Origin of the sequence: Qipengyuania nanhaisediminis (assembly GCF_900115585.1) — a bacterium.
GTDB classification, from domain to species: Bacteria; Pseudomonadota; Alphaproteobacteria; order Sphingomonadales; family Sphingomonadaceae; genus Qipengyuania; species Qipengyuania nanhaisediminis.
In genome coordinates, this window is the sequence record NZ_FOWZ01000004.1 from 51882 (window position 1) to 66568 (window position 14687).

Annotated in this window: 24 protein-coding genes; 6 read left to right on the plus strand and 18 right to left on the minus strand. The window is 61.8% G+C overall.

Features of this window, described 5'->3' with window-relative positions; translation table 11 throughout:
* Positions 1 to 8 precede the first annotated feature (8 nt).
* From BM173_RS11520 to leuC, 5 genes are read right to left on the minus strand one after another with little or no spacing between them, the layout of a single operon-like run.
* The gene (locus BM173_RS11520; protein WP_090481799.1) at positions 9 to 1007 is read right to left on the minus strand and encodes an NADPH:quinone oxidoreductase family protein; all 999 of its coding nucleotides are present in this window, start codon (positions 1005 to 1007) and stop codon (positions 9 to 11) included.
* Complete coding sequence (gene leuD, locus BM173_RS11525; RefSeq protein WP_090481802.1) at positions 1004 to 1615, minus strand: 3-isopropylmalate dehydratase small subunit; 612 nt, start codon at positions 1613 to 1615, stop codon at positions 1004 to 1006. The genes BM173_RS11520 and leuD overlap by 4 nt, the downstream gene beginning before the upstream one ends.
* On the minus strand, positions 1615 to 2457 hold the full coding sequence (locus BM173_RS11530) for an N-acyl homoserine lactonase family protein (RefSeq protein ID WP_090481805.1): 843 nt from the start codon (positions 2455 to 2457) through the stop codon (positions 1615 to 1617). The genes leuD and BM173_RS11530 overlap by 1 nt, the downstream gene beginning before the upstream one ends.
* 23 nt (positions 2458 to 2480) lie before the next feature.
* Complete coding sequence (locus BM173_RS11535) at positions 2481 to 2639, minus strand: isopropylmalate isomerase (RefSeq protein WP_090481808.1); 159 nt, start codon at positions 2637 to 2639, stop codon at positions 2481 to 2483.
* A gap of 39 nt (positions 2640 to 2678) precedes the next feature.
* Positions 2679 to 4115 carry a 3-isopropylmalate dehydratase large subunit gene (leuC, locus tag BM173_RS11540; protein ID WP_090482744.1) on the minus strand — a complete coding sequence of 479 codons (1437 nt, stop codon included), beginning with the start codon at positions 4113 to 4115 and terminating at the stop codon, positions 2679 to 2681.
* A 92-nt stretch (positions 4116 to 4207) separates the two neighbouring features.
* Between leuC and BM173_RS11545 the strand changes: the two genes are divergently transcribed.
* Genes BM173_RS11545 through BM173_RS11555 form a run of 3 tightly spaced genes read left to right on the plus strand, consistent with a single transcriptional unit; the run spans position 4208 to position 5918 of the window.
* A complete protein-coding gene (locus BM173_RS11545) occupies positions 4208 to 4603 on the plus strand; it encodes an acyl-CoA thioesterase (protein ID WP_090481811.1) in 396 nt (131 codons plus the stop codon).
* 56 nt (positions 4604 to 4659) lie between these two features.
* Positions 4660 to 5421, plus strand: a complete 762-nt coding sequence (locus tag BM173_RS11550; RefSeq protein WP_245755877.1) for a fatty acid desaturase — start codon at positions 4660 to 4662, stop codon at positions 5419 to 5421.
* Entirely contained in the window at positions 5418 to 5918 is a 501-nt protein-coding gene (locus BM173_RS11555; protein WP_224803760.1) for a sterol desaturase family protein, read from the plus strand. Before BM173_RS11550 ends, BM173_RS11555 begins: the two co-directional genes overlap by 4 nt.
* Before the next feature lie 37 nt (positions 5919 to 5955).
* On the opposite strand, the gene BM173_RS11560 is transcribed toward BM173_RS11555, so the two are convergent.
* The 13 genes from BM173_RS11560 to BM173_RS14620 all read right to left on the minus strand — a co-directional run bounded on the left by BM173_RS11560 (position 5956) and on the right by BM173_RS14620 (position 10389).
* Positions 5956 to 6114, minus strand: a complete 159-nt coding sequence (locus tag BM173_RS11560) for a YqaE/Pmp3 family membrane protein (protein WP_090481816.1) — start codon at positions 6112 to 6114, stop codon at positions 5956 to 5958.
* Between the two features lie 80 nt (positions 6115 to 6194).
* A complete protein-coding gene (locus tag BM173_RS11565; RefSeq protein ID WP_090481819.1) occupies positions 6195 to 6545 on the minus strand; it encodes a YbaN family protein in 351 nt (116 codons plus the stop codon).
* A gap of 1 nt (position 6546) precedes the next feature.
* Positions 6547 to 6954, minus strand: coding sequence for a SufE family protein (locus tag BM173_RS11570; protein WP_090481822.1), 408 nt, complete (start codon positions 6952 to 6954; stop codon positions 6547 to 6549).
* Between the two features lie 43 nt (positions 6955 to 6997).
* Positions 6998 to 7171: a hypothetical protein gene (locus BM173_RS14615; RefSeq protein WP_177201893.1), complete on the minus strand. Its 174-nt coding sequence runs from the start codon at positions 7169 to 7171 to the stop codon at positions 6998 to 7000.
* Complete coding sequence (locus BM173_RS11575) at positions 7168 to 7404, minus strand: hypothetical protein (RefSeq protein ID WP_090481825.1); 237 nt, start codon at positions 7402 to 7404, stop codon at positions 7168 to 7170. The genes BM173_RS14615 and BM173_RS11575 overlap by 4 nt, the downstream gene beginning before the upstream one ends.
* A 32-nt stretch (positions 7405 to 7436) precedes the next feature.
* Positions 7437 to 7730: a hypothetical protein gene (locus BM173_RS11580; RefSeq protein WP_090481828.1), complete on the minus strand. Its 294-nt coding sequence runs from the start codon at positions 7728 to 7730 to the stop codon at positions 7437 to 7439.
* Positions 7727 to 8041 (minus strand): hypothetical protein, encoded by a 315-nt coding sequence (locus tag BM173_RS11585; protein WP_090481830.1) that lies wholly within the window; start codon positions 8039 to 8041, stop codon positions 7727 to 7729. Before BM173_RS11585 ends, BM173_RS11580 begins: the two co-directional genes overlap by 4 nt.
* Positions 8041 to 8349: a hypothetical protein gene (locus BM173_RS11590; protein ID WP_090481833.1), complete on the minus strand. Its 309-nt coding sequence runs from the start codon at positions 8347 to 8349 to the stop codon at positions 8041 to 8043. Before BM173_RS11590 ends, BM173_RS11585 begins: the two co-directional genes overlap by 1 nt.
* On the minus strand, positions 8349 to 8654 hold the full coding sequence (locus BM173_RS11595) for a hypothetical protein (protein WP_177201894.1): 306 nt from the start codon (positions 8652 to 8654) through the stop codon (positions 8349 to 8351). The genes BM173_RS11590 and BM173_RS11595 overlap by 1 nt, the downstream gene beginning before the upstream one ends.
* A 24-nt stretch (positions 8655 to 8678) precedes the next feature.
* A complete protein-coding gene (gene pspC, locus BM173_RS11600) occupies positions 8679 to 9053 on the minus strand; it encodes an envelope stress response membrane protein PspC (protein ID WP_090481839.1) in 375 nt (124 codons plus the stop codon).
* Positions 9050 to 9346: an envelope stress response membrane protein PspB gene (gene pspB, locus BM173_RS11605; protein WP_090481842.1), complete on the minus strand. Its 297-nt coding sequence runs from the start codon at positions 9344 to 9346 to the stop codon at positions 9050 to 9052. Before pspB ends, pspC begins: the two co-directional genes overlap by 4 nt.
* Positions 9347 to 9349: 3 nt before the next feature.
* Complete coding sequence (gene pspA, locus BM173_RS11610) at positions 9350 to 10132, minus strand: phage shock protein PspA (RefSeq protein WP_245755895.1); 783 nt, start codon at positions 10130 to 10132, stop codon at positions 9350 to 9352.
* Positions 10133 to 10218: 86 nt separating this feature from the next.
* Positions 10219 to 10389, minus strand: a complete 171-nt coding sequence (locus BM173_RS14620; RefSeq protein ID WP_177201886.1) for a hypothetical protein — start codon at positions 10387 to 10389, stop codon at positions 10219 to 10221.
* Positions 10390 to 10546: 157 nt separating this feature from the next.
* On the opposite strand from BM173_RS14620, the gene pspF reads away from it, so the two are divergent.
* From pspF to BM173_RS11625, 3 genes are all read left to right on the plus strand, one after another.
* The gene (pspF, locus tag BM173_RS11615) at positions 10547 to 11569 is read left to right on the plus strand and encodes a phage shock protein operon transcriptional activator (protein ID WP_090481846.1); all 1023 of its coding nucleotides are present in this window, start codon (positions 10547 to 10549) and stop codon (positions 11567 to 11569) included.
* Positions 11570 to 11696: 127 nt separating this feature from the next.
* Entirely contained in the window at positions 11697 to 13274 is a 1578-nt protein-coding gene (locus BM173_RS11620; protein ID WP_090481848.1) for a type II secretion system protein GspD, read from the plus strand.
* Positions 13275 to 13539: 265 nt separating this feature from the next.
* Entirely contained in the window at positions 13540 to 14673 is a 1134-nt protein-coding gene (locus BM173_RS11625) for a S8 family serine peptidase (protein WP_090481851.1), read from the plus strand.
* Positions 14674 to 14687: the final 14 nt, after the last annotated feature.

A 14687-nucleotide genomic window follows, 5' to 3' on the forward strand; every position in this document is an offset into this window, starting at 1 on the left:
ACGCCCGATCAGTCCATTGTCACGACGAGTTTGCCGATCGCGCCGCGATTTTCCAGCTTGGCAATGGCTTCGTGCGCGCGCTCGATCGGATAGGTCTCGCTGACCAGCGGGTTGATCTTGCCTGCTTTCCAGAGGTCGAACAGCTCCGCGATATTGGCGTTGTTGCGTTCCGGCTCGCGGGCGGTGAAAGCGCCCCAGAAAACGCCGCGGATGTCGCAGCTTTTCAGCAGCGTCAGGTTGAGCGGCATTTTCGCGATGCCTGCTGGGAAACCGATCACGAGAAAGCGGCCTTCCCAGGCGATCGAGCGCAGGGCCGGTTCGGAATAGTCGCCGCCGACAATGTCGTAGACGATGTCCGCTCCGTTGGGGCCGACAGCGTCCTTGAACGCCTGTGCGAGTGCCTTGGACTGGTCTTTGTCGAAGGGTGCACGTGGATAAATCACCACCTCGTCGGCGCCGGCTTTCTTGGCAACTTCGCCTTTTTCTTCGGTCGAGACGGCGGCGACGACGCGGCAGCCATAGGCCTTCGCGAGCTCTACCGCAGAAAGGCCCACACCGCCTGCCGCGCCGAGGACGAGGACGGTTTCGCCCTCCTTGATGTCGCCGCGATCCTTCAGGCCGTGGATGGTCGTGCCATATGTCATCAGAAGCGCGCTTGCCTGCACTAGGTCGATACCGTCGGGCACCTTGAAGAGGCGCGCAGCCGCAACGGCGACCTTTTCCTGCAGGCCTCCGTTACCGACCCCGCAGATGACCTTATCGCCTACGGCAAAGCCTTCGACGCCTTCGCCCAGCGCTTCGATGATGCCGGAGATTTCTCCGCCCGGCGCAAAGGGGCGTGGCGGCTTGAACTGGTACATGTCGCGGATGATCAGGGTGTCGGGAAAGTTGATCGCGCATGCGGCAACGTCGATGAGGACCTCTCCCTTGCCGGGCGTGGGCGCGTCGATATCCTCCACCACAAGGGTTTCGGGACCGCCCGTTTCCTTCGACAGTACTGCTTTCATGCTGCGTCTCTCCGATATGATTGTGGCGCATCGAGCCAGGGGAGGCTGCCAGCGCGCGATTGTTCGTGTGTCTCGATAGCCTCGTCGCGCTTCAGCGTGAGGCCGATTTCGTCCAGCCCTTCCAGCATGCAATGCTTGCGGAACGGGTCGATCTCGAATGCGAAGCGATCCTGGTAGGGCGTGGTCACAACCTGGTTTTCGAGGTCGAGGGTGATGGGATCGGTCTTCGCCACTTCCAGCAGGCGGTCGACCTGTTCTTGCGGCAATCCGACGGCGAGGATGCCGTTCTTGAACGCGTTTCCGGCAAAAATGTCCGAGAAGCTTGGCGCAATCACGGCGCGAAGTCCCATGTCCAGCATCGCCCAGGCTGCGTGTTCGCGGCTGGAGCCGCAACCGAAATTGTCGCCCGCGATCAGGATCGGCGCACCCGCGAAATCTTCGACATCGAAAGGATTGCCGGGAGCTTGCCGGATCGTCTCGAAAGCGCCCTTGCCAAGCCCTTCGCGGCTGACGGTCTTGAGCCAGTGGGCAGGGATGATCACGTCGGTGTCGACGTTCTTGAGACCGAGCGGAATGGCGCGGCCGTTAATGACAGTGACCTTGTCCATTACTTTGCCGATCCGGGAAATGCGGGGAGGCGGCTTACGTGACGCGGATCGTGCTGGATCACCACGGTCGCGTCGAGATTTTCGGCCATCTGGTCGAAGCGGTGGAAAGAGGCGAGCGTATCCGCGCGGTCGGTGTTGAACGCGGGCACGCCGCGGTTCGTCACCTGCTCCTCGAAGTGATAGAGATCGCCGGTCAGCATGACGTTCCCGGTTTCGGGAAGGCGGACGAGCAGGACCGAATGGCCCGGAGTGTGGCCGGGCATGCCCTTGATGACGACCGAACCGCCACCGAACACGTCGTGGTCCGACGCGATGCGTACTGTTTCTCCCTCGGCACCTTCCGCAAGCCAGGGCGCCAGCTGCGCCCGGGTCGCTTCCATCGCGCCCGAGGTAACTGCTTCCGCATCGCCGCGGCCGATCAGCAGGGTTGCGCCCGCAAACTCGTCGGCCTGCCCGATATGGTCATCGTGGTAATGGCTGACGCCCACGAAATTCACGTCGTCAGGGGCCAGGCCGATTTCGGCCAGCTGTTCGGCGATGGTCTTTTCGACGCTGAGCGTGAAGACCATTTGCGTCACGCTGGTACCCTTTAGCGCAGAAGGTAAGCCGGCATCCCACAGCAGGTAATTCTCGCCATTGCGGACGAGGTAGCAGCTGTCGGTGAGCGTGCGCGGTTCGCCGTCGTAAAGGTGCGTATCGGAAAAGGGGCCCGCATCGCTCAGTTCGATGGTGCCGCAATCCAGACGCCACAGTTCCACGTCGGCTGCGTCCTGCGCGCTTGCCGGGGCGGCAATGCCCAGGGCGAGTGCTGCGGCCGCCAGGGCGGTTCTGGTCTTTGTCATGCGGGCTCCTTGCGCTTGGGCGATCAGTCCGTTTCGGGGTTTTCCCCCGAAGGGATCGGGCCGGGCTGGTTCGGCTGGTTTTTCTTTTCGCGGCGCTTGTTCGCATAGAGCAGCGCGGCGGCGATAGCGGCCGATCCGATCGCACCTGCGATGGCGGCCTTGCCTTTGGGGAGTTTGGTCATGGCAGTCTCATGGATGGGAGAGCGGGGAAGGGCAAGACCCTACCCGCCCGATAGCTTCCTCACGTCGACGAGGTGACCGGCAACCGCTGCGGCTGCCGCCATCGCAGGGCTCATCAAATGGGTGCGAGCGCCCGGGCCCTGGCGGCCCACGAAATTGCGGTTGCTGGTCGACGCGCAGCGTTCGCCCGGCGGCACCTTGTCGGGGTTCATGGCGAGACAGGCGGAACAGCCCGGCTCACGCCATTCGAAGCCCGCGTCGGTGAAGATGCGGTCCAGCCCTTCTTCCTCGGCCTGTTTTTTGACCAGCCCCGATCCGGGCACGGCGATGGCCCAGCGCACATTGGCGGCCTTGGTGCGGCCCTTCAGGACCGCTGCGGCAGCGCGCAGATCCTCTATCCGGCTGTTGGTGCATGAGCCGATGAAAACGTTCTCGATCGCGACTTCTTCAAGCGGCGTTCCCGGTTCGAGACCCATGTAATCGAGGCTCTTGCGGGCAGCGTCCTGCTTGGAAGGATCCGCGAAGGAATCGGGCGAGGGGACCGTATCGCCAATCGCCACCACGTCTTCCGGACTGGTACCCCAACTGACCGTGGGCTCGATATCGGCAGCGTCGATGACAACGCTCTTGTCGAAGACCGCGCCTTCGTCGGTGGCGAGCGAGCGCCACCATTCCACCGCGCGATCCCAATCTTCGCCTTTGGGGGCATAGGGTCGACCTTCGAGATAGCGAAAGACCGTGTCGTCGGGCGCGATGATCCCGGCACGGGCACCACCCTCGATGCTCATGTTGCAGACGGTGAGGCGTCCTTCGACGCTCATTTTCTCGAAGACCTCTCCGCGATATTCGATGACATGGCCGGTCCCGCCCGCAGTGCCGATCACGCCGATGATATGGAGGATAAGGTCCTTGGGCGTGACGCCGGGGGAGAGAGCGCCTTCGACGCGCACTTCCATGCTTTTCGACTGGCGCAGCAGGAGCGTTTGCGTGGCCAGGACGTGTTCGACCTCGCTTGTGCCGATGCCGAAGGCCAGTGCGCCGATCCCGCCGTGAGCTGCCGTGTGGCTGTCGCCGCACACGATTGTCGCGCCGGGCAGGGAGAAGCCCTGTTCTGGGCCGACGACGTGGACGATGCCCTGTTCGCGCGCGACGGCATCGATGTAGCGGATACCGAATTCCGGCGCGTTCTTTTCGAGCGCCGCCAATTGCGCCGCGCTTTGCGGATCGGCAATCGGGAGGCGCGATCCATCGGCTGCCAGGCGCGCCGTGGTGGGCACGTTGTGGTCGGGGACCGCGAGGGTCAGGTCGGGACGGCGAACCTTTCGCCCGGCAACCCGCAGTGCCTCGAACGCCTGTGGGCTGGTGACTTCGTGCACCAGATGCCGGTCGATATAGACAAGGCAGGTGCCGTCGTCCTGGCGTTCGACGACGTGGGCGTCCCAGATCTTCTCGTAGAGTGTGCGCGGTTTGCTGGCCATTTCGCGCACAGGTTGGGGCAGGAACGTCACGGGCGCAAAATGGCAAATCCAGAGTCTTCCAAAGTTAACCTTTCCGTGCTTTACTGACACTCATGTCAGCAAAACCATTCGCCTTTCCGATCCGCGTGATTCCCGCCGATATCGATTTCATGGGTCACGTGAACAATGCGCGCTATCTCAATTGGGTACAGGATGCGGTCCTGGCCCATTGGAACAAGATCGCGCCCGCGGAAGAGGTGGCGAGCAAGGCGTGGGTGGCGCTCAAGCACGAGATTACCTATCGCAAACCGGCATTCCTCGATGACGAGGTGATCGCCAGCACCGTGCTCGAAAAGGTGCAGGGTGCGCGGGCCTTCTACTCCACCGTGATCCAGCGCGGGGAAGAAGTGCTCGCTGAAGTGAAAAGCGCCTGGTGCTGCATCGATTCCGAAACGCTGCGTCCCGCCCGCCTGCGCGAGGAAGTGACCAAGTTCTTCTTCAAGGACTGAGCCTAGCCTGCGCGAACCGCTTGTCCTGAGCGGTCGGGACAGGGTACAACCGCTGCATGGGCGCATCCCCGAACATGACAACCGGCAACGGGCGACAGGCCGCGATCGGCCTTGCGCTGGCTTTCGCCATTTTCGCAGGCTGGCTGTCGCTTCACCTCTTCGCCATGTTCGTGTTCGAGCTCACCTGGCAGACGCTCCCGCTCGCTCTGGCGATGGCGATCGTGCAGTGCTGGCTGTCGGTCGGCCTTTTCATCGTCAGCCATGATGCGATGCACGGATCGCTCGCGCCGGGCGGCGGGCGGCTCAACGGGTTTATCGGTGGCGCGCTGCTGTTTCTTTACGCGGGGTTCGGCTGGCGCAAGATGCGCGATGCTCACTTCGCGCATCACAAGGCTCCCGGCACGGCCGACGATCCCGATTTTAGCGCCGACCACCCGACGCGTTTCTGGCCGTGGTACGGCGCCTTCCTGAAACGCTATTTCGGCTGGCAGTCGGTCCTGTTCGTCAGCAGCGTCGTGACGATATACTGGGCCGTATTCTCCATATCGGCCCTCAAGATAGTCCTGCTCTACGGGGCACCCGCAATCGCTTCCTCGTTGCAGCTGTTCTACTTCGGCACCTATCGCCCGCACCGACACGACGATGTCGGCTTTGCCGACCGGCACAATGCACGCAGCGATGGTTTCTCAAGCCTTGCATCGCTCGCCAGCTGTTTCCATTTCGGCTATCATCACGAACACCACCTCGCGCCGCATGTCCCATGGTGGGGCCTGCCCCGCGCCAGAAAGACCATGTCGCTGCCAGAGATTTCCAAGTGAGCATCCCCGCCATCCTCCTTACCGTATTCCTGTCGATCGCAGGGATGGAACTGTTTGCCTGGTGGGCGCACAAATACATCATGCACGGATGGGGCTGGGGATGGCACCGCGACCATCACGAACCGCATGACAATGTGCTGGAAAAGAATGACCTCTATGCGGTGACGTTCGGCACCATCGTCTTCGCCATGTTTGCCGTCGGTTATGTCTGGTCGGACCTGCTGTGGTGGATCGCCTTCGGGATCACTTGCTATGGCCTCATCTACACCTTCGTTCACGACGGGCTGGTGCATCAGCGCTATTTCCGCTGGGTGCCCAAGAAGGGTTACGCCAAGCGGCTGGTCCAGGCGCACAAGCTGCACCATGCGACCATCGGCAAGGAAGGCGGGGTGAGCTTCGGGTTCGTCCTCGCGCGCGATCCGGCCAAGCTGAAGGCCGAACTGAAGCGCCAGAAGGAAGCGGGGATCGCCACCGTACGCGAAAGCGCCGGAGCCTGAGGCCCCGGCGCTTCGTGTTCTAGTCGGTCTGTGCCGCTTAGCGGGCGTAGTTCACATACAGGCCGTGGATCAGTCCCGGGATAAAGCCCAGCAGGGTCAGCACGACATTGAGCAACGTGGTGCCGCCAAGCCCATGCTTGGCAGCGACGCCGAGCGGGGGAAGCAGGATCGTGGCGATGAGAATGAGAATTGCCATTTGAGAGTGTTCCTTTCGGTCGACCCTCCCATCCGTATGTTACCCTAACGGACTGAATTGCATCGCGTTCCTGAAAGCGCCTATTCGTTTCGCGTGGCGATCCAGGTCCCGGCGATCACTAGGATGGCGATGGAGATGTAGTACCAGGGCTCTCCCAGCGCATACCAGGTGACGACTGCGCCCGTCGCCATGGCTCCGATCGCCATTGTCTTTGCCCTGCGGCTGATTGCGCGGCGCTCACGCCAATCGCGCACTTGCGGACCCCACGTCGGGTGATCGAGGATCTTCTGTTCGAGCTCCGGGCTGGACCGGGCGAAAAAATAGACCGCCAGCAACAGGAAAGGCACTGTCGGCATGATCGGGAGAAACGCCCCGATGGCCCCCAGTCCGACGAACAGGAAACCGCATGCGCGATAGATGTAGCGCCGCATTCTAGGCGGCCGCGATCCGGGCGGCGTGCTCCTGCACGAGCGCGATCATGTTGGGCACACCTTGCGTGCGGTTACTGGAGAGCTGGTTCTTGAGATCGAAGGGATCGAGCGCGGCAGCAATATTCATCTGCGCCACTTCTGTGGCAGGCTTGTCCTGCACGGCCGAGATCACGAGAGCCACGATACCCTTGGTGATTGCGGCGTTGCTGTCAGCCAGGAAATGCAGCTGATCGGCATCGCCCGTCGGATAGACCCAGACCGCTGCCGAACATCCGCGCACAAGCGTGGCGTCGGTCTTGAGCGGATCGGGCATGGGTTCGAGATCCCGTCCCAGCTCGATCAGCAGGCGATACCGCTCGTCGCCTTCGAGGAAGTCGTATTCTTCGGCAATGTCATCGAGTGAACGCATGGCGGCGGCATCTAGCCAGCTATTCGGGCGGCGTCCATCGCGCTTAGCCGACCAGCCCTCCCGGGCGGGTGAATGCGTAGTAAATCACGTAGAACCAGCCGAAAAATCCCTGGAGGATCGCCCACAGGATGGATTCATGCTGGCTCCAGCTGATGGCGACGGCGATCGCGCTGCCCAGGCCGATACCGGCCTGCGCTGCATTATTGGTCGCGCTCACAGGTCGACCCCGCTGGCAATCGCTTCGAGTTTCTTGATCCGCTCGCGCAGGTCCGCAAGCTCGATGCGCGCTGCCCCCATGGCGCTTCCCGTGTCTTCGCGGGCAGGTGCATCATGGTCGAGCTGGCTACGCTTGAACTCGATCCAGTCGTGCCATGCCCTCAGCAGGGCGCCGGCAACGATGACCAGACCGATCAGCGCGGCGCCTGCAATAATGAGTGTCGGTTCGAACATTTCCCCATGTCCTCCTTGAACCCGGATGGTCCTCAGTTGTCCTTTTCGACCTGCTTGTCGCGCAGGGCTTCGATCTCGGCGGAAATCCGCCGGGTTTCTTTCGCGTCGAGCGAATTGCCGTCGGTGGCGATGCGCTCCAGCACCTTGATGCGTTCGCGCAGGTCTTCGAGTTCACGCTGGGCCGCAGGATCGTCCTTCGACTCGGCGAATTTTTCGTTCCCCATGTAATCGCGCGTGATGCCTTTCTCCGACCGGTACTTGGCCTTGAACACCTCTGCGATCGCAATCACGAGAACGATCATGAAAATGGCGGTCCAGAAGCTCATCGCGCTGCCTCGTTCGCCGGAGTGCGGTCCTCGATTGCGTGGAGGTCGCGAAGCTCGTCGATCTGCGAAGCCAGGGCGTGATTGCTGTCGGTCGCGATGCGTTCGAGCACGCGGAGGCGTTCTTCGATCTTGCTGTAATCGCCGTTGGAGTAGCGTGCCTCCTGGGCCTTCGCCTCGGCTTCGCGCACCTTCAGCTGGGCACGGCGTTCTTCATGCTCAACCTGGCGCCGGTGGATGAGAATACCGGTGGTCATGGCCAGCAGCGCCGCAATCAGGACGAAGCCGAAGATCAGAAACAGGTTCGGATCCATCAGTTCGTCTCCGACTTGTCACGCAGGCGGTCGATCTCGGTGGTCAGGTGATAGCCGCTGTCGGTGACGATGCGTTCGACATTGCCGAGGCGGTCTTTCAGCGAACCCAGTTCGGCGCGCAATTCGGCGTTTTCCTGGGTGAGCAGCTTGACCCGCTCTACTGCCTGGTCGTTCTTGGGATAGACCGACTTGCCCCAGCTGTTCTCCAGCGGATAGCCGTTCTTGATTCGCAACCAGGTCGTTACCACCCAGCCGCCAGTCATGATGGCCACTCCGGCGATGATTGCGGTTTCGGTGAAGAATTCCATCATGCTTTCTCCCTGTTGAGCGTTCCGAGCGGAACGCCACTGCCTTCGTCATCGACGCGGCGCTGGTCGCGCAGGGCTTCGATCTGGGTGGCGACATCGTATCCCTTGTCGGTCACGATCCGCTCGAGCACCTGAACGCGGTCTTCGAGTTGTTGCACCTTGCTGGCGTATTGCGCCGCCTGTTCGGCAGTGGCCTGCGCGGTAGTCTGGACATTCATCTCGGCGAGCTTTTGCTGGTGCTTGGTCCAGATCGCGACGATCGGGATGCTCAGCGCCAGGATCGGTATCAAAAGCGCGGGGTCCATAATTCCTCTCCCCTCGGCCCGGCTTTAGCGCAGGCGTTCGATTTCGGCCGTGAGGCGCGGGTTGTTGCTGACGTAGAAGGTTTCGACGTCGGCGAGGCGGCGGTCGATGTCCTTCATCTTGCCGCGGATTTCGCGAGCCGTACGCTTCGGGTTCTGCCGTACGCCCTGCCAGTACTTCTGTTCGGCAGGCTCGGAGTAGAGATGCGCAGGCTTCTTGTTCAGAAGGATGCCAGCGACGAAGTAGGCGAGGATCGGCCAGCCCATCGAGACGGCCAGGATCAGGAAGCCCAGGCGGATCCACAGGGCGTTGACGCCGGTGTAGTCCGCGATGCCGGAGAGAACCCCCATGAACTTCGCATTCTGCTTGTCACGATAGAGAGTGGTGCGGGGGGAGTTCACTTTGCTGCTCCTTTTTTCTCGGCAATCAGCTGTTCGAGTTCGCGCAGCTGTTCATTGTCCTGCTCGCTGTCATGGACGAGGCGGGCGGGGCGGAATTCGGGGTTGTCGGAAGCGACGAGCCGCTCGACAGTGTCCATCCGGTCATCGAGGCGCTTGGCGAGATTGTAGAGCTCTTCCAGCAGCGCTTCGTCGTCGGTGGTGATGGTGGCGGACGTCTTCCACTTCGTGATGTAGTGCAGGACGATCCACGGGAGGGCGATGAAGATCGCCACGATTGCAAAAATCTCGTCCATGGATCAGTCCTCCTTCTTCGCGTCGGACTTGCCGAGCGCTTTCTTCATCTGTTCAAGTTCATCATCGATCGCATCGGCGCCTTCGAGCGCGGCAATCTCGTCGGAAAGGCTCGGCTGCTTGCTGCCATCGGAGATGGACAGCGCTTCGGCGCGGCCTTCGGCATAGTCGACGCGGCGTTCGAGCTGGTCGAAGCGGCTGAGCGCATCGTCGACGCGGTCTTCGGTCATCAGGCTGCGCAGCTTGACCCGGTTTTCCGCGCTTTCCAGGCGGGCGGCGATCGCTGTCTGGCGGCTGCGTGCTTCGCGCAGGCGGTTCTGCAGCTTCTGGATGTCCTGCTCGTAAGCGCGCAGCGCGTCGTCGAGCACGGCGATCTCCTGCTTGAGCTGGTCGCTCATGTCGGCAGCCTTCTTCTTCTCGACGAGGGCTGCGCGGGCGAGATCTTCGCGATCCTTAGACAGCGCAAGGGCCGCCTTTTCGCCCCAGTCGGCCTGGAGCTTGTCCAGCTTGACCGTGTGGCGGTGCATTTCCTTCTGGTCCGCGATCGTGCGTGCCGCGCTCGCGCGGACTTCCACCAGCGTTTCCTCCATCTCGAGGATGATCATGCGGATCATCTTCTGCGGATCATCCGCCTTGTCGAGCATGTCGTTGAAATTGGCGGCGACGATATCGCGGGTTCTGCTGAAAATGCCCATCAAGGGTGCTCCGGTTGAGAAAAATTCGTTGATCTTCGTATTCACTGTTTCGGGATTGGTCCAATCTCTTGCGCGCTGCGCCTCGCGATCGATCCGTGCAAGGCGCTTGCCGTGCGGTTTGGGGGGACGGGCCGAAGCGTCGGGACTAGTGCGCTCCGGCCCGAGGGGGGTATTGTCGGTCACGCGATTTCTACCTGTTCGTAGGAAGCGACGACCGCGACCGGGCTGGTCAGGGAAATCTGCGAGCTCAGCACGACGAAGGCCGTCATGGCCGCGATGCTGGCAAGGGCAGCTTGTCCGAGCTGGGTCTGGAAGAATTTGCGGTCGTACATGAATTTGCGGTCGTACATGGTTGTCCTCCCTGGACTGGAATTCGTTGTTGTCCTGTGTTCAGCAAAGGGCGTGCCAAAATAAACAAGCCATTGAAAATACATGACTTTGTTTTTTCGACGAACAGCATCGTGGCGGGTATTGCCAACCCTTGGGAAAATTCCCTATCTATTGGCCATGGAGCGGGAAAATCAGTTCATCGGGCAGTCCGGCGCCTTCCTCGACGCGGTCGAGCGCACCAGCCGTGCCGCGCCAATGCGACGCCCCGTGCTGGTCATCGGCGAGCGCGGGACCGGCAAGGAATTGATCGCCGAGCGCCTGCATCGCCTGTCCACCCGTTGGGACGAACCGCTCGTCACCATGAACTGCGCCGCGTTGCCCGAAACGCTTATCGAAGCTGAGCTGTTCGGTCACGAGGCCGGAGCCTTCACCGGTGCTACCAAACAACGGGCCGGAAGGTTCGAGGAAGCCGACAAGGGTACTCTGTTCCTCGACGAACTGGGCACTTTGTCGATGGGTGCACAAGAGCGGCTGCTGAGGGCAGTCGAATATGGCGAAGTCACCCGGATCGGTTCGTCGCGTCCCATGCGTGTGGATGTGCGGATCGTGGCGGCGACCAACGAGGACCTGCCGGCCAAGGCGGAACGCGGGGAGTTCCGCGCCGACCTTCTCGACCGGCTCAGTTTCGAGGTGATTACGCTTCCTCCCCTGCGTGTGCGCGAAGGGGACATCGGCGTGCTGGCGGACTATTTCGGCCGCCGCATGGGTGCAGAGCTCGGCTGGGAAGCCTGGCCGGGCTTTGCCGAGCATGTCGCCAAGGATCTGGAAGAGCATCCATGGCCCGGCAATGTGCGCGAACTGCGCAACGTGGTCGAGCGCGCGGTCTATCGCTGGGACGATTGGGATACGCCTATCGGCCATGTCCAGTTCGACCCCTTCGACAGCCCGTGGAAGCCGATCTCGCCGACGACACCGAAGAAGGAGCCTGCCCAGCAGTCCGCGCAGCTCGCCGCCCAGGTCGCGCCTGATCTCGACCAGGTCGAAGACCTCAAGGCCGCGGTGGACCAGCACGAACGCACGATCCTCGAGCATGCGCTCGGCAAGCATCGCTGGAACCAGCGGCAGACGGCCAAGGCCCTTGGTCTCAGCTACGATCAGCTGCGCCATGCGATCAAGAAGCATGGATTGATGGAAGAGTAATCCGTCCGATTGGTCCCGCTCATCCTGTCGCAAACCGGCCACAGGCGGGGGAATATTCCGAGAACCCTATTGCCGCGCGGGCAATGTTCGATATGCCTGCGCCCAGGGACTGGGAATTTTACGAATAATGATGGCGGTTCACGCCCGGGTCGCAGGGCACCGTATACCTTTTGTCATTCTGGCGTTGCTTGCAGCGATTGCAGTCGTGTGGCCGCTCGCCACCGCTTCGGCACAGGTCGTGCCCTCCGTTCTGGAAGAAGTGCGATTGGTCTCGGAGGATGAGGGTGCAGCGACATTCATGCTGCGCTTTTCGCCCGCCGAACCGCGCGTGGCGACCATCGACAAGAACCCCACCAGGCCAGAACTTGTCATGGCGACGACGCTCAAGGTCGGCCGGGTGCCCGACCGGCAAAGCTATCGCGGCCTCGTGCGCTCACTGCAATTCGTGACCGAAGGCAGTAGCCTCGTCCTCAGGTTCGACACGGCGCGCCCTTCGCGTATCCGGGCCGAGCAGATGGGCAACAACGCGGTTCAAGTGCGCGTCGAGATAGTGAGCGACGAGGAAACGCTCGGCACACGCCCGATCGGCTCGGATGGCGAAGAGGTGGTGCCGCAGCAGGAACTTCAGCGCGGGCCTGTCGATAGCTACCAGCCCGGCGATTCCTACGAACTGGTGTTCCTCAAATATGCCGACGTGTCGGAAATCGTCGGCCTGCTCGCCGAAGGGGCGGAGATCGCGCCCAACGATGTCTTCATCCGCCGTGAGCCCGGTTTCGGGTCGCCCGGCGCGAACCAGTCGACCAGTTACATAGGCGCGCCGCAGCAGGCCGAGCGTGACGACCAGCCGCTGGGTCAGAATGTCGGCAACGGCCTCGCAGTGGACCGCCGTCTCAACGCGATCTGGATTACCGGCACGCCCGAGCGGATCGAGCGGGTGAAGCGCCAGATCGAACTGATCGATGTCCCGGTGGACAGCGTGATCTTGGAAACGCAGTTCGTCGAGCTGACCGAGAACGGCGCGCGCAATCTCGGAATCGATTTCACCAATTCCAACGGGCAGATCGCCGTCGGCAATCTGGCGACCGGCGGCTTCCTGCCGTTCGGGGTCGATCCCAATGACGTCCTGCCTTCCGGCCAGTTGCAGGCCGCAATCTATGCGCAGATACAAAAGGGCGAGGGGCGCATCGTCTCGCGTCCGAGGATCGCTGCGCAAAGCGGATCGACGGCCAAGATCATCACAGGCGATGCCCTGCCGATCCTCACCTCGATCCAGCTGTCGGGCGTGAACGGCGTGTCCCAGCAGGTCCAGTACGTGAACGTCGGCGTTACGTTGCAGATTGCTCCGCGCGTTAGCACGGACGGATACATCACCTCGAAAATCTATGGCGTCGTGTCGAGTGTGACGGGCTTCAGCCAGGGCTATCCCACCATCAGCCAGCGGGAGGCGGAAACCAGCGCATCGGTGCGTGATGGAGAGACCTTCGTCATCGGCGGTCTTACCCAGGAAAACGTGCTGACGACCAAGTCGAAGATCCCGCTTCTCGGCGACATCCCGCTCATCGGTGCAGCTTTCCGCAACGAGCGGTCCACCAGCACCACTACCGAATTGTACATCGTCATCACGCCGAGGATCGTGCGCCATCGCCGGTTCGAGCAACGCGATGCGAATATGGAAACACAAGCTTCGGGGGAGATCGAAGAGTAGGGTCGCACGCCTCGCAGAAGGCGCTCGTCAAGTAAAAAGAACTTGGAATTCGGCTCGTTGGAATTGTTTCCGGCGCTAATATTATTCGGCCTAAATAAAGGCGAAAATCAATTCGTCTCTCAAATGCAACAATTTGTCGATAAAGCCGAAATTTACTATTTTTCTTAGTTCTGACCCTCTCGACAGGCCTTTTCATCCGGTTACACCTCCAATCCATCAGTCCAGCACGGGTCGCGTGCTGCTGAGACTTTTGGAGGGACTATTCATGAAAGCTAAGACTCTGGCCGTGCTCGCGGCTCTTCCGATGCTGGCTGTCGCCGCACCGGTTCAGGCTGAGGCGGGCGAAAAGATCGCCAACAGCTACATTTGCGTATTCGACAAGTCGGTTTCGCGCGGTAATGCCAAGGCAGAAGCCAATCGCGCCGCCCAGGCCAGCGCTGCCCAGGTAAAGCACGTCTACTCGGTCGCCCTGCGCGGTTTTGCGGTCAATGCCGCTCCTCAGGCAATCGAGAACATGAAGCGCAACAATCCCAACATCGCCTATTGCGAGCAGGACCAGGTCGTCACCGCTATCCAGGTTCGCGGAATGGCTCCCGGTGCGAAGAAGGGTAAGCCGGGCGGGAACGGCGGCGGTGCGCAGCCTCCGCAGGAAACGCCCTGGGGTATCGCCCGCGTCGGCGGCGGTGCGCCCGGCAACTTCGCTACCGCATGGGTCATCGATAGCGGGATCGAACTCGACCATCCCGATCTCAATGTCGACGTAGCGCGTTCGCGCAGCTTCGTGCGCGGCGATGCAGGCGACCAGAACGGCCACGGTACTCACGTCGCCGGCACGATCGCGGCAGTCGACAACAACATCGGCGTGATCGGCGTCGCACCGGGCGCTCCGGTCGTTGCAGTGCGCGTTCTCGACCGTCGCGGTTCGGGTTCGAACTCGGGCGTGATTGCGGGAATCGACTATGTCGCGCAGTACGGCCAGCCGGGCGATGTTGCCAACATGAGCCTCGGCGGCGGGATCAGCACCGCGCTCGACCAAGCAGTCATCAATGCTGCGGCTGGCGGCGTTCGCTTCGCTATTGCTGCGGGTAACGAGCGCGACCACGCGAACAACCACTCGCCGGCGCGTGCAAACGGCCCGAACGTCTACACGATCTCTTCGTTCGCAATCGGTGACAACTGGTCGAGCTTCTCGAACTACGGCAACCCGCCGGTCGATTACGCAGAGCCGGGTTCGTCGATCAAGTCGACCTGGACCGGTGGCGGCTACAACACCATCAGCGGCACCTCGATGGCGACCCCGCACTTCGCCGGCATCCTGCTTCAGGGCAATGTCGGCAATGGCGGCCGCGTCAACGGTGATCCGGACGGCAATCCGGACGTGATCGGTGTCGTCAACTAAGTCGACCCATCCAG